The organism is Enterobacter cloacae complex sp. 677-3DZ2D5B (assembly GCF_004136695.1).
GTDB classification, from domain to species: domain Bacteria; phylum Pseudomonadota; class Gammaproteobacteria; order Enterobacterales; family Enterobacteriaceae; genus Enterobacter; species Enterobacter hormaechei_C.
In genome coordinates this window covers 1-16,428 of the sequence record NZ_QFLS01000019.1, presented here as the reverse complement: position 1 = coordinate 16,428, position 16,428 = coordinate 1, and the positions used below count along the sequence as shown (strand labels likewise).

The 16,428-nt window shown below is 56.1% G+C and carries 16 protein-coding genes; 3 read left to right on the top strand and 13 right to left on the bottom strand.

Going from position 1 to position 16,428, the window contains the following annotated elements:
• Positions 1 to 4: 4 nt before the first annotated feature.
• From phnK to DD597_RS22095, 11 genes are all read right to left on the bottom strand, one after another.
• Positions 5 to 760 (bottom strand): phosphonate C-P lyase system protein PhnK, encoded by a 756-nt coding sequence (gene phnK / locus DD597_RS22145; RefSeq protein WP_003860225.1) that lies wholly within the window; start codon positions 758 to 760, stop codon positions 5 to 7.
• Positions 757 to 1,602 (bottom strand): alpha-D-ribose 1-methylphosphonate 5-phosphate C-P-lyase PhnJ, encoded by an 846-nt coding sequence (phnJ, locus tag DD597_RS22140; RefSeq protein WP_006810438.1) that lies wholly within the window; start codon positions 1,600 to 1,602, stop codon positions 757 to 759. Before phnJ ends, phnK begins: the two co-directional genes overlap by 4 nt.
• On the bottom strand, positions 1,595 to 2,659 hold the full coding sequence (locus DD597_RS22135; protein WP_129256589.1) for a carbon-phosphorus lyase complex subunit PhnI: 1,065 nt from the start codon (positions 2,657 to 2,659) through the stop codon (positions 1,595 to 1,597). Before DD597_RS22135 ends, phnJ begins: the two co-directional genes overlap by 8 nt.
• Positions 2,659 to 3,243, bottom strand: coding sequence for a phosphonate C-P lyase system protein PhnH (gene phnH, locus DD597_RS22130; protein ID WP_003860219.1), 585 nt, complete (start codon positions 3,241 to 3,243; stop codon positions 2,659 to 2,661). The genes DD597_RS22135 and phnH overlap by 1 nt, the downstream gene beginning before the upstream one ends.
• Complete coding sequence (phnG, locus tag DD597_RS22125; RefSeq protein ID WP_003860217.1) at positions 3,240 to 3,692, bottom strand: phosphonate C-P lyase system protein PhnG; 453 nt, start codon at positions 3,690 to 3,692, stop codon at positions 3,240 to 3,242. Before phnG ends, phnH begins: the two co-directional genes overlap by 4 nt.
• Complete coding sequence (gene phnF, locus DD597_RS22120; protein WP_003860215.1) at positions 3,693 to 4,418, bottom strand: phosphonate metabolism transcriptional regulator PhnF; 726 nt, start codon at positions 4,416 to 4,418, stop codon at positions 3,693 to 3,695.
• A 20-nt stretch (positions 4,419 to 4,438) separates the two neighbouring features.
• On the bottom strand, positions 4,439 to 5,218 hold the full coding sequence (gene phnE, locus DD597_RS22115) for a phosphonate ABC transporter, permease protein PhnE (RefSeq protein ID WP_023302942.1): 780 nt from the start codon (positions 5,216 to 5,218) through the stop codon (positions 4,439 to 4,441).
• Positions 5,219 to 5,271: 53 nt separating this feature from the next.
• A complete protein-coding gene (gene phnD, locus DD597_RS22110) occupies positions 5,272 to 6,288 on the bottom strand; it encodes a phosphonate ABC transporter substrate-binding protein (RefSeq protein WP_023324026.1) in 1,017 nt (338 codons plus the stop codon).
• Between the two features lie 22 nt (positions 6,289 to 6,310).
• Positions 6,311 to 7,099 (bottom strand): phosphonate ABC transporter ATP-binding protein, encoded by a 789-nt coding sequence (gene phnC / locus DD597_RS22105; RefSeq protein ID WP_003860210.1) that lies wholly within the window; start codon positions 7,097 to 7,099, stop codon positions 6,311 to 6,313.
• Between the two features lie 173 nt (positions 7,100 to 7,272).
• Positions 7,273 to 7,704 carry a VOC family metalloprotein YjdN gene (gene yjdN / locus DD597_RS22100; RefSeq protein WP_003860208.1) on the bottom strand — a complete coding sequence of 144 codons (432 nt, stop codon included), beginning with the start codon at positions 7,702 to 7,704 and terminating at the stop codon, positions 7,273 to 7,275.
• 80 nt (positions 7,705 to 7,784) lie between these two features.
• Positions 7,785 to 8,120: a zinc ribbon domain-containing protein YjdM gene (locus DD597_RS22095; RefSeq protein ID WP_003860206.1), complete on the bottom strand. Its 336-nt coding sequence runs from the start codon at positions 8,118 to 8,120 to the stop codon at positions 7,785 to 7,787.
• Between the two features lie 591 nt (positions 8,121 to 8,711).
• Between DD597_RS22095 and crfC the strand changes: the two genes are divergently transcribed.
• On the top strand, positions 8,712 to 11,066 hold the full coding sequence (gene crfC, locus DD597_RS22090; RefSeq protein ID WP_129256588.1) for a clamp-binding protein CrfC: 2,355 nt from the start codon (positions 8,712 to 8,714) through the stop codon (positions 11,064 to 11,066).
• Complete coding sequence (locus tag DD597_RS22085; protein WP_048209967.1) at positions 11,063 to 11,941, top strand: diguanylate cyclase regulator RdcB family protein; 879 nt, start codon at positions 11,063 to 11,065, stop codon at positions 11,939 to 11,941. The genes crfC and DD597_RS22085 overlap by 4 nt, the downstream gene beginning before the upstream one ends.
• A gap of 35 nt (positions 11,942 to 11,976) precedes the next feature.
• On the opposite strand, the gene kdgT is transcribed toward DD597_RS22085, so the two are convergent.
• Complete coding sequence (gene kdgT / locus DD597_RS22080) at positions 11,977 to 12,969, bottom strand: 2-keto-3-deoxygluconate transporter (RefSeq protein ID WP_003860201.1); 993 nt, start codon at positions 12,967 to 12,969, stop codon at positions 11,977 to 11,979.
• A gap of 646 nt (positions 12,970 to 13,615) precedes the next feature.
• Between kdgT and proP the strand changes: the two genes are divergently transcribed.
• Entirely contained in the window at positions 13,616 to 15,118 is a 1,503-nt protein-coding gene (gene proP, locus DD597_RS22075; protein WP_003860199.1) for a glycine betaine/L-proline transporter ProP, read from the top strand.
• 32 nt (positions 15,119 to 15,150) lie between these two features.
• On the opposite strand, the gene DD597_RS22070 is transcribed toward proP, so the two are convergent.
• On the bottom strand, positions 15,151 to 16,104 hold the full coding sequence (locus tag DD597_RS22070; protein WP_023324028.1) for a nickel/cobalt transporter: 954 nt from the start codon (positions 16,102 to 16,104) through the stop codon (positions 15,151 to 15,153).
• Positions 16,105 to 16,428: the final 324 nt, after the last annotated feature.

The following is a 16,428-nucleotide window of genomic DNA, read 5'->3' as shown; positions in this document are numbered from 1 at the left end:
CCTCTTAATTCTGTAATACCGAGGACACCAGCAGTTGGGTGTACGGATGATGGGGATCGTCGAGCACCCGATCGGTCAGCCCACTTTCCACCACCTGACCCTGCTTCATCACCAGCAGGCGGTCCGCCAGCAGGCGCGCAACGCCTAAATCGTGGGTGACAATCACTACCGCCAGGTTCAGCTCCACCACCAGGCCGCGCAGCAGATCCAGCAGGCGCGCCTGCACGGAGACGTCCAGCCCACCGGTCGGTTCATCCATAAACACCAGCTTCGGATGGGTGACGAGATTGCGGGCAATCTGTAAACGCTGCTGCATGCCGCCGGAGAAGGTGGTCGGCAGGTCGTCGATGCGCGAGGCGGGAATTTCAACCTCTTCCAGCCAGTGCTGCGCCGTGGCGCGGATGTTGCCGTAGTGGCGCGCGCCGGTGGCCATCAGCCGTTCGCCGATGTTGCCCCCCGCCGAGACCTGGCGGCGCAGGCCATCCATCGGGTGCTGGTGCACCACGCCCCACTCGGTGCGCAGCAGGCGGCGGCGCTCGGCTTCGCTCATGCCATACAGCGACACGCCCTCATACAAAATGTCGCCATTCTGCGGCGTCAGGCGCGCGGAGATGGACTTCAGCAGGGTGGTTTTACCGGAGCCGGACTCGCCGACAATGCCCAGCACTTCGCCCGGCCACAGCTCAAACGACACGTCGCTAAAGCCTTTGCCCGGCGCATAAAGGTGAGTCAGGTTATTAACCGAAAGCAGCGGTTTCATTGGCTGTTCGCCTCGCTCTGTTGGCGGCAGTAATCGGTGTCGGAGCAGACAAACATCCGTTTGCCCGTGTCGTCCAGCACCACTTCATCCAGATAGCTATGCTTCGAACCGCAGATGGCGCACGGCTCGTCCCACTCCTGCACCGTAAACGGGTGATCGTCAAAATCCAGGCTCTCCACACGGGTGTACGGCGGTACGGCGTAGATGCGTTTTTCCCGTCCGGCACCAAAAAGTTGCAGGGCGGGCATCATGTCCATCTTCGGGTTATCGAATTTCGGGATCGGCGACGGGTCCATCACGTAGCGGCCGTTCACCTTCACCGGATAGGCGTAGGTGGTGGCGATATGGCCGAAGCGGGCGATGTCCTCATACAGTTTGACCTGCATGATCCCGTACTCTTCCAGGGCGTGCATGGTGCGGGTTTCGGTTTCCCGCGGCTCGATAAAACGCAGTGGCTCCGGGATCGGCACCTGGAAAATCAAAATCTGATCTTCAGTCAGCGGGGTCTCCGGAATGCGGTGACGGGTCTGGATCAGCGTCGCGTCTTCGGTTTTTTCAGTGGTGTTGACGCCCGTTACGCGCTTAAAGAAGTTGCGGATCGACACGGCGTTGGTGGTGTCGTCTGCCCCCTGGTCGATGACCTTCAGCACGTCCGCTTCGCCGATCACGCTGGCGGTGATCTGAATACCGCCGGTGCCCCAGCCGTAGGGCATCGGCATTTCGCGGCCGCCGAACGGCACCTGGTAGCCGGGGATCGCCACAGCCTTAAGGATGGCGCGGCGGATCATGCGTTTAGTTTGCTCGTCCAGATAGGCAAAGTTGTAGCCGCTTAAGTTAGCCATTGGCGCGCTCCCGTTGCAGGCGTTTCAGCAGTTCCAGTTCGGCCTGGAAATCGACGTAGTGCGGCAGCTTGAGGTGCGAGACAAAGCCGGCGGCCTCAACGTTATCCGCGTGGGCCAGCACGAACTCTTCGTCCTGTGCCGGGCCTGCAATATGCTCGCCGTAGTCCGGCGCCTGGAGCGCACGGTCAACCAGCGCCATCGCCATCGCCTTGCGCTCGCTCAGGCCATACACCAGCCCGTAGCCGCGGGTAAAATGCGGATCTTCATTCTCTGGCGCGACAAAACCGTTGACCATTTCGCACTCGGTCATCAGCAGTTCGCCGATGTTCACCGTAAAACCCAGCTCTTCCGGCACAATTTCGACATCGAGATAACCGCTGCGGATCTCTGCCGCGAACGGGTGGTTGCGCCCGTAGCCGCGCTGCGTGGAGTAGGCCAGCGCCAGCAGATACCCTTCATCGCCGCGCATCAGCTGTTGCAGGCGGGACGAGCGCGAACAGGGATAGACCGGCGGCGTGCGGGTGATGTCATCCGGTGTGCTGCCGGTGTCTTCTTCCGCCTTCGCCAGCCCCTGGTTTGCCAGCAGGCTAAAGACGTGCGGAGAGGCGTCTTGTTCAGCGTCAGAGACGCTGAGCTGCGGTGTTTCACCGTTCGCCAGTAGAGTGAAGTCCAGCAGGCGATGGGTGTAGTCGTAGGTCGGACCAAGCAGCTGGCCGCCAGGAATATCTTTGTACACCGCAGAAATACGGCGCTCTAAACGCATTTCCGCCGTTTTCACCGGCTCGCTTACCGCCAGCTTCGCAAGCGTAGTGCGGTAAGCGCGCAGCAGGAAAATGGCTTCCACGTTATCGCCGCTGGCCTGTTTCAGCGCCAGCGCCGCCAGCTCGCGGTCTGCGATGCCGCCTTCGGTCATCACGCGGTCGACGGCCAGGTTTAACTGCTGTTCAATCTGGGCGACGCTCAGCTCGGGTAAGGCGTCATCCCCCCGGCGTCTGTGCTCCTGCAAGGCATGGGCGGCGGCGATCGCCTTCTCGCCCCCTTTGACGGCAACGTACATCAGCACACCTCCACGTGAGTGGTTCTCGGGATCGCCAGCAGGCGCTCGCCGCAGGTCAGGATCAGGTCGATACCGAGCGGGAACGGATGCGGGCGCTCGGTCAGCTCATGAATGATGCACTCCGGCAGCTGGGGGGCGACCATCCGCTCGTCGGCGATCCCTGCCCCCGTCAGGCGTAGCATGCGGCCACCGCTCAGGCTGGAGACCTGCAAAATCAGCGTAGCGCTGGTTTCCGGTGCGACGGCGCTGCCTTCGCTCAGGGCATTAAGTTGTTCATGGCTGATTTGCTCGTCGGCCACGGCGAAGACCGCCTGCTGGGGCTGCTCGACCAGCGGCGCGTTGGTGTGAAAGCGCAGGTTCTGGCTGGCGATATCGTTCAGCAATGCCCCTGACAGCCATACCGGGGTGTCGTTGTCCGCCAGCGTCAGCAGCACGCTGGTAGAGGCGAGGTTCAGCGGCAGCCAGCCCTGGGAGAGCTGGTGCAGCGAGACAATGACGCCCGGCTCGCTCATGGCTTTCAGCAGTCGACGGAAACTCTGTTGGGCATCCTGGACGGCCAGGGTAAAAGCAGGTTGAAGCGTCATGCGTTGTCTCCGCGAACGAGCGTAAAGAAGTCGACCCGGCTGGTATTTACTTCGGCCTGACGCGCGGCAAGGCGTGCGGCGCGGTCAGCTTCCAGCGGGGCAATAAGGGTTTCCATTAACGTCTGAAAATGCGGCTGTTCCTGTAAAAGCGCGTCGATAGCTGCGCAGCGCTCGGCGTGCGTTTTGTCGCGGCCAAGTACGTAGCCGTAGCCCAGCGTGCCGCTTTTCAGGCGGATCACCGCGCGGGTGAGGGTGGCATCGCCGGCGAAGAAGCGCTCGCCGGTGCCGCCCATGCGTGCCTGGATCTGCACCAGGCCGATCTCCGGCGCGCGGATCGTGTCGTAATCCGGCGTCAGGCCGAGCGCGTTCATGCGGGCAGCCAGCGCAGCAGGCTGGCTGTGGGCCAGCACGCGCATCCAGCGCTGACGAGTGGAGGTGTCGAAGTGCATTCAGTGCTCCATGGTAAATTCAATCATGTCGGCGCGGGTCAGGCTGACGGAGTATTCCGTTGCGTTGACGTCGCCGTCACGGTGGTTGAGGGTGCGCACGCAGAGCAGCGGGGCCATGTTGGGGATCTCCAGCACCTTGCTCTCTTTCGCCTGCGCGCGGCGGGCGCTGATGCGCGTCTGGGTGCGTTTGAGCACGATACCCGTCGCGTCCTGAAGAAAATCATGCAGGGAACCGCTGGCGAAATGTTGCAGAACGGGCCAGAGGGTGAGGTCCGCGAAGTAGTGGTCGATCTGACAGACCGCCACGCCGTTCACCCGGCGCAACGTGCGCAGGTGAACGACGTTGTCGCCCTCCTGAATCCCCAGCGCGTCCGCCACGTGGCGGGAGGCCGGGCGCAGGACAGACAGCAGCTTTTCGCTGGTGGGGTGGCTGCCCTGATCGAGAAGGTTCTGGCTAAAACGCGCCTGGGCATTGAGCGGGTAGTCAAACGGACGCATCAGCACCAGCACGCCGACGCCCTGACGACGCTGGACCCAGCCGCGCTCCACCAGTTGATCGATGGCACGACGCAGGGTGTGACGATTCACTTCGTAGCGGTCGGCAAGCTGCTGCTCGGCAGGCAGGTAGTCTCCGCAGCGATAGTGCGTGCGCAGCTCCACTTCGAGCTTTGCCGCAATCTCTTGCCAGCGGGTGGGGTAACTGGTCGGATGTCTGGATAAGTGCATACCAATCAAAGCCTCGCTTCTCAGATGAAGTGCTTACGCAAACGTTGAGAGAGGAAATCCAGCAGGCTGACGGTGACGATGATGAGCACCATCAGGGCGCAGGTTTGCTGGAACTGGAAACCACGAATCGCTTCCCACAGGGTGACGCCAATGCCGCCTGCGCCCACCATGCCGACCACGGTGGCGGAGCGAACGTTGGACTCGAAGCGGTACAGGGAATAGGAGATGAGCAACGGCATCACCTGCGGCAGGACGCCGTACAGGATCTCTTCGATTTTGTTCGCTCCGGTTGCCCGGATGCCTTCCACCGGGCCGGGCTCGATGGCTTCAACCGCTTCGGAGAGCAGCTTGGAGAGCACGCCGGTGGTGTGGATGAACAGCGCCATCACGCCCGCGAACGGACCCAGGCCGACGGCGACCACGAATAGCATCGCAAAGACCATTTCGTTGATGGCGCGACAGGCGTCCATCAGGCGGCGCATCGGCTGGTAAACCCACCATGGCACGATGTTTTCGGCGCTCATCAGGCCAAACGGAATGGAGAGGATCACGGCGAGGGCGGTGCCCCAGACGGCAATTTGCAGGGTGATCGCCATTTCACCGAGGTAGTCCTGCCACTGGCTGAAGTCCGGTGGGAAGAAGTCGGCGGCGAAGGTCGCCATGTTGCCTGAGTCCCTGAAGAGCAGCAGCGGATCCATCTCCGCGCCCTTCCAGGAGATAACGAGCACCGCCAGCAGAACAGCCCAGCTTATGAGCGAGAACCAGCTGCGTTTTGGCGGCGGGAGGGTGATGGTTTGCATGTTGGCTCCTTTGGGTTTAGTCCCCTCTCCCTTGAGGGAGAGGGAGAAAGGCGTTACTGCACCGCTTTATTCACGCTGGTCATGGCGCCGAGCGCGGCGGTCAGGCGGTCAAGATCGTCCAGCTGCGCCTGAATTTCCGACACTTTGCTGTTCTTCTCTTCGTCCTTCAGGCCTTTGTTGTCCTTCACGCCCTGCATCTGCTTGAACAGCGCCAGCTGGCGAATCGGCACCAGTTGCAAATCGCTGGACGCGCGGAACGGTGCCCAGCCCAGACGTGCCAGAACCGCTTTCTCTTCCGGCGTTTTGCCGTAGTTCATAAAGAAGTCGTAGACCTTGTCCTTGGTGTTCTCGGAGAGGTTTTTGCGCCACACGATCGGGTCGCCCGGGATCAGCGGTGATTTCCAGATAACCTTGATTTCCTTCAGCTTTTCCGGCGCGGAGGTCTTCAGCTTGTCGAGGTTTTCAGTGTTGTTGGTAGCAACGTCAACCTGCTTATTCGCCACGGCCAGGGCATTGGTTTCGTGGCTGGCGTTAACCGTGCGCTTAAAGTCGCTGGCGGAGACGTTGTTTTTCGCGAAGACGTAGTAGCCAGGGACGAGGAAGCCGGAGGTAGAGTTCGGGTCGCCGTTACCAAAGGTCAGCTCTTTGCGTTTGGCGAGCATGTCGTTGAGGTTGTTGATCGGGCTGTCTTTGTTAACGATCAGCACGCTCCAGTAGCCCGGAGAGCCGTCTGCCGCAACGGTCTGGGCGAACACCTGGCCGTTCGCGCGATCTACCGCTTCCATAGCAGAGAGGTTGCCATACCAGGCGATGTCGACTTTGTTGAAGCGCATTCCCTGAATGATGCCCGCGTAATCCGGGGCGAAGAACGCGTTCACTTTGATCCCCAGTTTGGTTTCCATATCTTTCAGGAACGGTTCCCACTGGGGTTTCAGGTTCTGCTGTGATTCTGTCGAAATGATGCCAAAGTTCAGTGCTTTTTCCTGCTCCTCGGCGTGGGCCGGGCTTAACAGGGTGCTGATGCTGAACATGCTGGTGAAGGCCAGCGCGGCAACCGTTTTATAGCTCATTTCCATTCCTCGTTATGGGTCGTTATGCAGCCTGCGCGCGCTCTTCGACGCGGTTTACGCTGCGGTAGAGATGGTCAAAACGTTCGTTATCAAACTGGTGGCTTGCGCCATCAAAGAACACATGTCCCTGACGCAGGGCGACGATGCGCTCGCAGTAGCGCAGGGCGTAATCCACCTGATGCAGCGTCACCACCACGGTGATGCCGTCGTTCTGATTGATGTCGCGCAGGGTTTCCATCACGATGCGGGCGGACTCCGGATCCAGCGAGGCGATAGGTTCATCGGCCAGGATAATTTTGGCTTTCTGCATCAGGGCGCGGGCAATGGCGACGCGCTGCTGCTGTCCGCCGGAGAGCGTGGAGACGCGCTGGTGGGCGAAATGCGCCATGCCGACGCGGGTCAGCGCCTGTAAGGCTTCTTGCTTCTGGGATGGGGAGAACCAGCGCAGGCAGGTGCGCCAGAACGGGGTGCTGCCGAGCGCGCCAATCAGCACGTTCTCGAGCACGGTCAGGCGGTTCACCAGGTTGAACTGCTGAAAGATATAGCCCGTCTGAGCGCGGCTTTTGCGAATATCGCTCGCCAGACGCCCCGCATGTTGCACGGTGTTCCCCAGCAGTTCGACGCGGCTTTCCGGCGTTTTGTCACAGGTAATCAGGCCGCTCAAGTGACGAAGAAGGGTGGATTTACCTGAACCAGACGGCCCCAACAGCGCCACCATTTCGCCCTGCTGGACGGTCAGATCAACGGCATGCAGCGCCTTGTTGTGATGGAAGGTTTTGCTCAGTTTCTCGACGCGAATGACAGTTTGCATGTGCCCGGCCTCACGATAAATGTGGCCTCATGCTGGCGCATCAATATGACATTCAGGTTAAGTGTTGGTTGCGGGAGTTTGAAGAGTTGAGGGGAGTTTGATGACAATCACCCTAGGCCCGGCCAGCGCAGCGCGACCGGGCGCTGTTGCCGGATGCGCTGCGCTTATGCGGCCTATGATTTAACGACATTAATCATCCACGGCACGCCGTATTTATCGGTGACTTTCCCGAATCCGTGCGCCCAGAAAGTCTCCTGCCAGGCCATTTCGACATTGCCGCCATCAGAGAGGTTGTCGAACCAGCGTTTGCCTTCATCCACGTCCTGCGTGTCGAGCACCAGCGTAAATCCGGCGTACTGCGTGCTGCTACCGGGTGGCAGACCATCGCTCATCATGATATCGCTGCCGGCAATGCGGACATTAGAGTGGGCGATGGCGGTATCCGGGAAGTTCATGCCTGACGGACAGCCTTCTTCGCTGTTTTCGTCTTTGGGCATTTCGCCGAAGGTGATTTTGTAGAGGAGTTCTGCGCCGACGGCCTGCTGATAGAAGGCCGTCGCCTCCGCACAGTTGCCGGCGAAAGAGATGTAGGGACTTAACGGCATAATCTTTACCTCACGTAAGAAAAGCCCGTTAAGTGTAGTTCCCGAACGCCCGGTAAGCGAAGCGTCACCGGGCGGGACAATCAGTTCTTTTTCACGAACTCAGATTTCAGTTTCATCGGACCGAAGCCGTCAATTTTGCAGTCAATATTATGATCGCCTTCAACCAGACGGATATTTTTAACTTTAGTGCCGATCTTCAGCATGGAGGAGCTGCCTTTTACCTTAAGATCTTTCACAACGGTAACGCTGTCGCCGTCTGCCAGCAGGTTGCCATTCGCGTCTTTCACGATCAGCGCATCGCTGTCCTGCGCAGGCTCCGCATCGTTCCATTCATGGGCGCATTCCGGGCAAACGAACATGCCATTGTCTTCATAGGTGTATTCAGAATTGCATTTCGGGCAGTGTGGAAGTTGCATGTGGGTATCCTCAAAAGTGTTAACACGCTGGAAAACGCCAGCTAAATGACGGCAGTGTGCCGAAAAAGGCAGCGAGTATAACGCAAATCCCCACTTTTGTCGGTGATATTGTTTTATAAAAATAGCGCATAAATGCGCAAGCGATGACACGAACTGTCAGTGAATTAAGAGAAGCGTATGCCCTGAACGGCAGAGATCGTAATCATGCTAAATGTATCGAATATTTTATTACAGCAAATTGCTACGCTGTGCCATTTCGGATAAGGTGAAGGAACAAGCCGTTATTTATCTACCCTCCTCTGACGACATACATCTTTTGGCGTCAGGGAATACCTCTCTTTTTTGGTGGGTAAATAACGATGATATATCCTGATGTTTCCTGAAAATGCGTTTTGTCTATTCACTTTTGGCTTTCTGGCCAGGGGATGTTTTACACGTATTACGAGGGTGGGTTTTAAATTCTCATTATCTTCAGTTAGTTGTATTAAATGAACATGTTTTCCATACGTGATCATATAAGCCTGAAAAGTATAATTAAAACATCGTGGCTTAATAAAAGTAATAAATTTGCGTTAAGGGAAGGCTTTTATCATGCACACACAGACCATATTTGAATTAAGCCAGGAAGCTGAACGTTTGTTACAGCTCGCTCTGAACAATCTTGATTCATTAAAATCTATGCCGATTGCAAAACTGGATAGCACAACCGCTGCCATGAGCGGCGTTAATAACAACGTTTTGCCATTGCATTTTAGCGCACGAGGTGTCGACGCTCAGCAGGCGATGCTGAATAATGAATTACGCAAAATAACCCGCCTCGAAATGGTACTGGCGATTGTGGGTACCATGAAAGCGGGAAAATCGACCACCATTAATGCGATTGTGGGCACGGAAGTGCTGCCGAACCGCAATCGTCCGATGACGGCGCTTCCCACGCTGATCCGCCATACGCCGGGCCAGAAGGAGCCGGTGCTGCATTTTTTGCACGTTTCGCCCATCGATACCCTGATTACCCTGTTGCAGAAAAAACTGTGCGATAAAGATCGCGGCAAGCTGGCGCGGCGTCTGGAAATCGACAAGGACATGAATACGCTGCTGGAGCGCATAGAAAGAGGTGAGGCGTTTGAAAAACATCACCTGGGCGCGGAGCCCATCTTTCATTGTCTGAAAAGCCTGAACGATCTGGTGCGGCTTTCTCAGGCGCTAGGCGTGGAGTTTCCGTTCTCTGAGTATGCCGCGATTGAACATATTCCGGTGATTGAGGTGGAGTTTGTGCATCTCGCCGGTCTGGATGCGCACCTGGGGCAACTGACGCTGCTCGACACGCCGGGGCCGAACGAGGCCGGTCAGCCGCACCTGCAAAAAATGCTCAATGAGCAGTTGGCGCGCGCCTCCGCCGTTCTGGCGGTGATGGACTACACCCAGCTTAAATCCATTTCTGATGCTGAGGTTCGTCAGGCAATTTCGGCTGCCGGGAAATCCGTGCCGCTTTACGCCCTGGTCAACAAATTCGATCAGAAAGATCGTAATAGCGACGATGAAGAGCAGGTGCGGGCGATGATTTCCGGCACGCTGATGAAAGGGAATATTTCTCCGGGGCAAATTTATCCGGTCTCTTCCATGTGGGCCTATCTGGCAAACCGCGCCCGCTATGAGATGAACGTCCATGGGCGCCTTCCCGATCATCAGGATCAGCGTTGGGTACAGGATTTTGCCGAGGCCGCGCTGGGCCGCCGCTGGCGAACGGCCGACCTGGACGATATTGACCATATTCGCCATGCGGCGGATCTGCTGTGGGAGGATTCGCTGTTCGAACAGCCCATCCGCAAACTGATTTACGCGGCTTACGCCAACGCCTCACTGTTCGCTTTACGGTCGGCATCGCATAAGCTGCTGAACTATGCGCAAAATGCCAGAGAATACCTGGACTTTCGCCATCAGGGACTGACGGTCGCTTTTGATGAGCTGGAGCTGAATATTGCGCGCCTGGAAGAGGATATGACGATGCTGCGTCAGCGGCAGAGCGTGGTGAGCGATGAGGTCCAGCATGAAGTTGAAGAGGCGCTCAACGCAACGGATGCTTTTCTGCTTCGCCAGAAAGATGAACTTCACCAGGCGCTGGGCGACATTTTTAGCCGCCCGTCTATTCTTGACTTAGCAGGCCGCGAGCCATCCAGTTTGCGTGAAGACGACGCGGATGCGATCCAGCAGCTGGTGCTTGACGATGAAGGGCATGCGCAGATTGTCCTGAGCAAGATCCGATCGTCATGCGAGCAGATTATGCTGAATGCGCAGAGCAGAATTGGCCGGGAGCTGGCGTTACGCTTCGATCAGCTGGAGTCTACGCTCGCCCGATCGTTGAATGAGGCGATGCGACCCATCGAGACGCGAATTAAGGAACAGCTCAGTCATGCCGGATTTCGGGCGCGGATTAGCTTCCCGGCGTTTCAGGCAAACCAGCTTAATTTCAATACGCGCGGGTTATTTAATGATGCCATTGTGCAGGACACCCCTCCCGCCAGTCAGCCAGCAGGGGCAGGCAGCGTACGTAATACCGTCTCGCGCTGGCTCAATAATCCCGGCTGGGGCTGGGAGGAGTATGTCGTGACGCGCACACGCTATGTCATCGACATCGCTCAGCTTCATGGCAAATTTACGCAACATACCGATCAGTTTTGCGATCAAATTCGTAAAGCTTTGGCCGCGCAGGTCGATGTCTCTGTTACGGCAGGTATGGCAACGTTCTTTGCAGAGTTTTCGTTGTGCCTGACCGGGTTACAGGAAAGCTTGCGTGATAGCCTTGCCGTTCGGCAGCAGAATGAGCATTCAACCCGGGCGCTTAGCCAGTTGTTGAAGCAAAGTATGACCACTGCGGCGTGGATTCAGGAAGATACCCGACTGTTACGCGATGATATTCAAACCTTATTCGCGGCAGAGCAACCATGACAACACAGCTACTGGACGGTCCCGGGCGGACGCTGGAGTGTATTCATCCAAAATTTATGGTCGATTTGGTCCAGGGGGCGGATGCTGCACGTCACGCCCTCCTGGGGCCACAGCAACTACAATTTCGTGAGCGTTTGACGCAGGAGATCATTACGCAGACCCGGCTGCGGCCGTGGGCAATGGCGGGAATGCTCAACGAAAATGCAGCACTGCGGCTGGGTCTGGCGGAGAAACTTGCCGGTATGCTCGACCCCGGACACCTTGCGCTGACCCGTATGTCCGACAGGCTGGTAGCCCTGCGCCAGCAGGTGAATCCACGCCTCCCTCAACCTCCCGGATTGTTGCAACAGTACGAGGAGCTCTCCGCACATTTCAACCAGCGTGCCGCCTATAAAGAGAAAGCGCTCGCGCAGCGAGGCCTTACGGTTCAGGCGGGTGAGCACAGCGAGCAAATTTTTACCCGCTGGCGAGCCGGGCAGTATGACGGCTGGTCGCTGGCTGGCCGCTGCTTTATCGTGCTGGAAGAGTTGCGCTGGGGGGCGTTTGGCGATGCCTGTCGTCTGGCGAATAGTGATGTGGCGGCCATGCTGAAAGATAACCTGCGCAGCATGGCCGCAAATTATCTGGCACAGGAGATTAATGCTTCTCCCACCACCCGGCATTTTTACCATCAGTGGCTGACGACGCCCGCTTCTCCCGGTCTGATTGATTATAAAGATATGCTGGGCTGGCTGGGGGACTGGTGTCAGGCGGATAAACATCCGGTGAGCTGGTCAGTGACGCAGAGCTGGCAAACGGTCGCGCTGGGAATGCCAAGACTCTGTTCGGCAAAACGGCTGGTGGATGGCATGGTGGAAGAGATATTTGGTACGTGATTGCCCCCCTCTTTTTAAAGAGGGGGGCGAAAGGGTTAGTGGTGCATTTCTACCGCTTCATGTTCTGTCCGGGACTCAGGCACATGCCCAAAGCGTCTGGCGTACAGTGCCGTGATGATAGGGACCAGAATTGCCGTCACAATCACGCTGGCGGCAACCAGAGCCGTGGCGGAAGCGGCTACGGGTTCAAAGGCCGGGTTAATCTGGGCGATAATCACCGGGTTGGCTACCGCAGCGCCTGCGGCCGAAGAGGCGGCCACACCCGCGGTTCCGTTGCCGCCCCCGATGACGCGGTCTGCAATAATCAGCGGAATACCCGTGATGACGATGACGGCAACACCCAGCACAATACCCAGCAGGCCGGTTTCCAGAATTACGTTCAGGTTGATGGTATTGCCCAACGCGAAGCCGAAGAACGGGATCAGTACCGGGGTGGCTTTGCTGAAGAAATCGCGCAGATCGTGATCGAGGTTACCCAGCGCAAAACCAATCAGGAACGGCAGGATCGCCCCGACAAAATGGTGTAGTTCAAAGGAGGCAAGGCCAGCAGAACCCAGAATCAACATCGTCATCAGTGGACCCGACTCCAGGGACATCAGCACGAACGCGCCCGATTCTTCTTTGGTGCCATATTGATTCATCAGGCTGGCATAGAGACCGCCGTTGGTCATATCCATTGCTGAGACAATGGCCAGAACGGATAATCCGGCGAAGAAGCCAGTCTGAATTCCATTCTCCGGAATGAACATCGCACAGATCATGGCAACAACCCAGGCGACCGCAATTTTAGTAATGACCAACGTCCCTGATTTACGTAATACCGTACCTGTTGCACGCAAGTTAATAGATGCGCCGATGCAAAAGAACCAGACTGCCAGAATCGGTACCGTTCCGGTGATCATACCTTTTGTAAAACCGCCAAAATAAGCACCGGTATTCGGGGCCAGCGTATTTAATATCGCGCCAAGTACCAGCGGGACCAGCATCATCCCCCCCGGGATGCGTTCTATAGTTGCTTTAATCTTCATCATTAACCCTCACATCTCGCCCGCGTGGCTGGCGGAAATCTCAAAAAATAGATCAACAAATTCAAATGATTGCCTTTTTGGAGGCCAATCGATTCGTTACTTATGCTGTAAAGTGAAATTAAGGCGTTCAGTATTCCTTCATTTGAAAGCCGCTGAGATATCGTGTTCGGATTTATCATGCGATCTTTGGAATTGCGATTCAATCAAAACGAAACACCGTTTTAGTTATCTCCGTCACATATTGAATGGAAACAGGATTGCCCACGATTAATAATTAAATTTTGTGTAAATTCGCTGTGAAGAAATGTGATTGTATTTTGTTTGGGAATGAATAATAACGGGCGTTAAGATCTGTTTGATAAGGGGGTTGAGAATGACCTTACTTATCGTGAATTGACAAAAGCTGAAGGCATCTTACGAACAGGAAAAATATATGTGAAGTTGATCACATATATAAACGCTGGTAGGGTAAAAAGGTCTTTAACTGCCCAGACAGGCGTCAACAGGTTCGGTTGTATTGAGGTAAAACGTCAATGTAAGTAAACCTGCTACGCTTGAATAAGGAGATTCGCATGGAGCGGATCTCTGGTTCACAGCTTGCAAAATGCGCTGTGAAACGGACGGGGCTGAGTCTACGAGGAAAGCTATGCTTAGAAGGAAAAAAGTAAAACCCATCACGCTGCGCGATGTCACCATTATTGATGACGCGAAACTGCGCAAAGCGATTACAGCGGCCTCGCTCGGTAATGCGATGGAGTGGTTCGATTTTGGTGTTTACGGCTTTGTGGCCTATGCACTTGGTAAAGTGTTCTTCCCCGGTGCCGATCCCAGCTTGCAGATGATTGCCGCGCTGGGTACGTTCTCCGTTCCCTTCCTGATTCGCCCTCTTGGTGGTCTTTTCTTCGGCATGCTGGGTGATAAATATGGTCGCCAGAAAATCCTGGCTATTACTATTGTCATCATGTCGATAAGTACATTCTGTATCGGCCTTATTCCGTCCTATGCGACCATTGGTATATGGGCGCCGATTCTGCTGTTGATCTGTAAGATGGCGCAGGGCTTCTCCGTTGGCGGCGAATATACCGGTGCATCGATTTTTGTCGCCGAGTATTCTCCGGACCGTAAACGCGGCTTTATGGGCAGCTGGCTGGACTTTGGTTCGATTGCCGGATTCGTCATGGGCGCGGGGGTTGTGGTTCTGATTTCAACCGTAGTGGGTGAAGAGAACTTCCTTGACTGGGGCTGGCGTATTCCGTTCTTCCTGGCGCTGCCGCTGGGCATCATTGGGCTTTACCTGCGTCACGCCCTGGAAGAGACGCCTGCGTTCCAGCAGCACGTTGAAAAGCTGGAGCAGGGTGACCGTGAAGGGTTACAGGATGGCCCGAAAGTGTCGTTCAAGGAGATTGCGACCAAACACTGGCGCAGCCTGCTGACCTGTATTGGTCTGGTGATTTCCACCAACGTCACCTATTACATGCTGCTGACCTACATGCCGAGCTACCTGTCGCATAACCTGCACTACTCGGAAGACCACGGTGTGCTGATTATTATCGCCATCATGGTAGGTATGCTGTTTGTGCAGCCGATTATGGGTCTGTTGAGCGACCGCTTTGGCCGTAAGCCATTCATTATTCTCGGCAGCGTCGCCTTGTTCGCACTGGCAATTCCGGCCTTTATTCTGATTAACAGCAATGTGCTGGGGCTGATTTTCGCCGGTCTGCTGATGCTGGCGGTGATCCTCAACTGCTTCATCGGGGTGATGGCTTCTACGCTGCCGGCAATGTTCCCGACGCATATTCGCTACAGTGCGCTGGCGGCAGCCTTTAATATCTCCGTTCTGATTGCGGGCCTGACGCCGACACTTGCTGCTTCACTGGTGGAGAGCACGCAGAACCTGATGATGCCTGCTTACTATCTGATGGTCATTGCGGTGGTCGGCCTGATTACCGGTATTACCATGAAGGAGACGGCGAATCGTCCCCTGAAAGGGGCAACGCCTGCGGCGTCTGATATTCAGGAAGCGAAAGAGATCCTGCGTGAGCACTACGATAATGTAGAGCAGAAGATTGAAGATATTGACGCAGAGATCGAGGCGCTCCAGAAAAAACGTTCTCGCCTGGTTGACCAGCATCCGAGAATTAACGAGTGATAAAAAACCCGCCGCTGGCGGGTTTTCTTTTATTAGCATCCTGCGGCGATGTAGTCGCCGCCAGCGCTGACGGGGATCACCGTCAGGAACAGGACCGTCGCGAACAGTATCAGAACAACCCCTCCGGCAATTTTGACCATCGGCATTATCCAGTTCAGGGACGTGCCGCCACCAAACCAGGCTACTGTGCGTTCACGTGCGTAACGTACTGCCAGCGACAGCCCCATAATCGACAGCGCCGTGCCCAGCGACATTGTCATCACAGCAGCAATCCCCCAGCTAATAATGCCGAGCGCATTCGAGAACATCAGGATCATAATTGCCCCGCTGCACGGGCGTGCGCCTATGGCCAGCACCACGCCCAGACGGGTTTTCCAGTCGCTTTTAGCCAGATCCACCCCTACGCCGTGATGGCCGCAGCCACAATGTTCATTATGCTGGTGAAGCGGCTTGATGGCGCTAATCGCCATTTTGCGCGGACGCAGGCTGCTGAGCGCCTGATAAATGATAAATGCACCGAAGGCGGCAATCAGTAGGGCGCTGATTTTCTCGACGTACCAACGGCTGGTGCTGATATCCCCTGACGCGAAGTTCAATCCAACCGCCAGGATAAAGACAAAGGCGATTGCGCTGACGCCCTGCATCAGGCTACCGATAAACGGTACGACGCGCGCCGCGAGCTGGCTCTCTTTATTGGTGGTGAGATACGTGGTGACGATGAATTTGCCGTGTCCCGGTCCAACGGCATGGAGTACACCATAAAGAAACGCACCGGTTAACAACCACAGCCCACCGCTGTACTGATGATTATTAAGTTGCAGCAAATACATCACCAGATAACGGTGCAGGGTGATCTGGGTGGCGAGGCACCACTGAATAAAAGCATTCCAGTGCCCATGCAGTGCAAAACCTGCCATAAGTAACACCAGCACGGCGAGCCCGGCGGTTGGGAGACGCCAGTCACGTTGAAGTCGTTGTGTCGTCATGAGGTTGACCCGCGAGAGAAATATTTGCCGCTAGTATAGTGTTCAAATCGCTGGATCACACCGGGATCGTCAATGGATTGTGGATAAGTCTGTGCGTAAAAAGGTATAAGGCGGGGTTTTGCTGGGGAATACAGCAGTTAGTCATTTTTTTGCAACTTTTCTGTTGCGGTCGCTCGGGAACTCCCTATAATGCGCCTCCATCGACACGGCGGATGTGAATCACTTCACAAACAGCCCGGTCGGTTGAAGAGAAAAAATCCTGAAAATCAGGGTTGACTCTGAAAGAGGAAAGCGTAATATACGCCACCTCGCGACAGAGCGCTG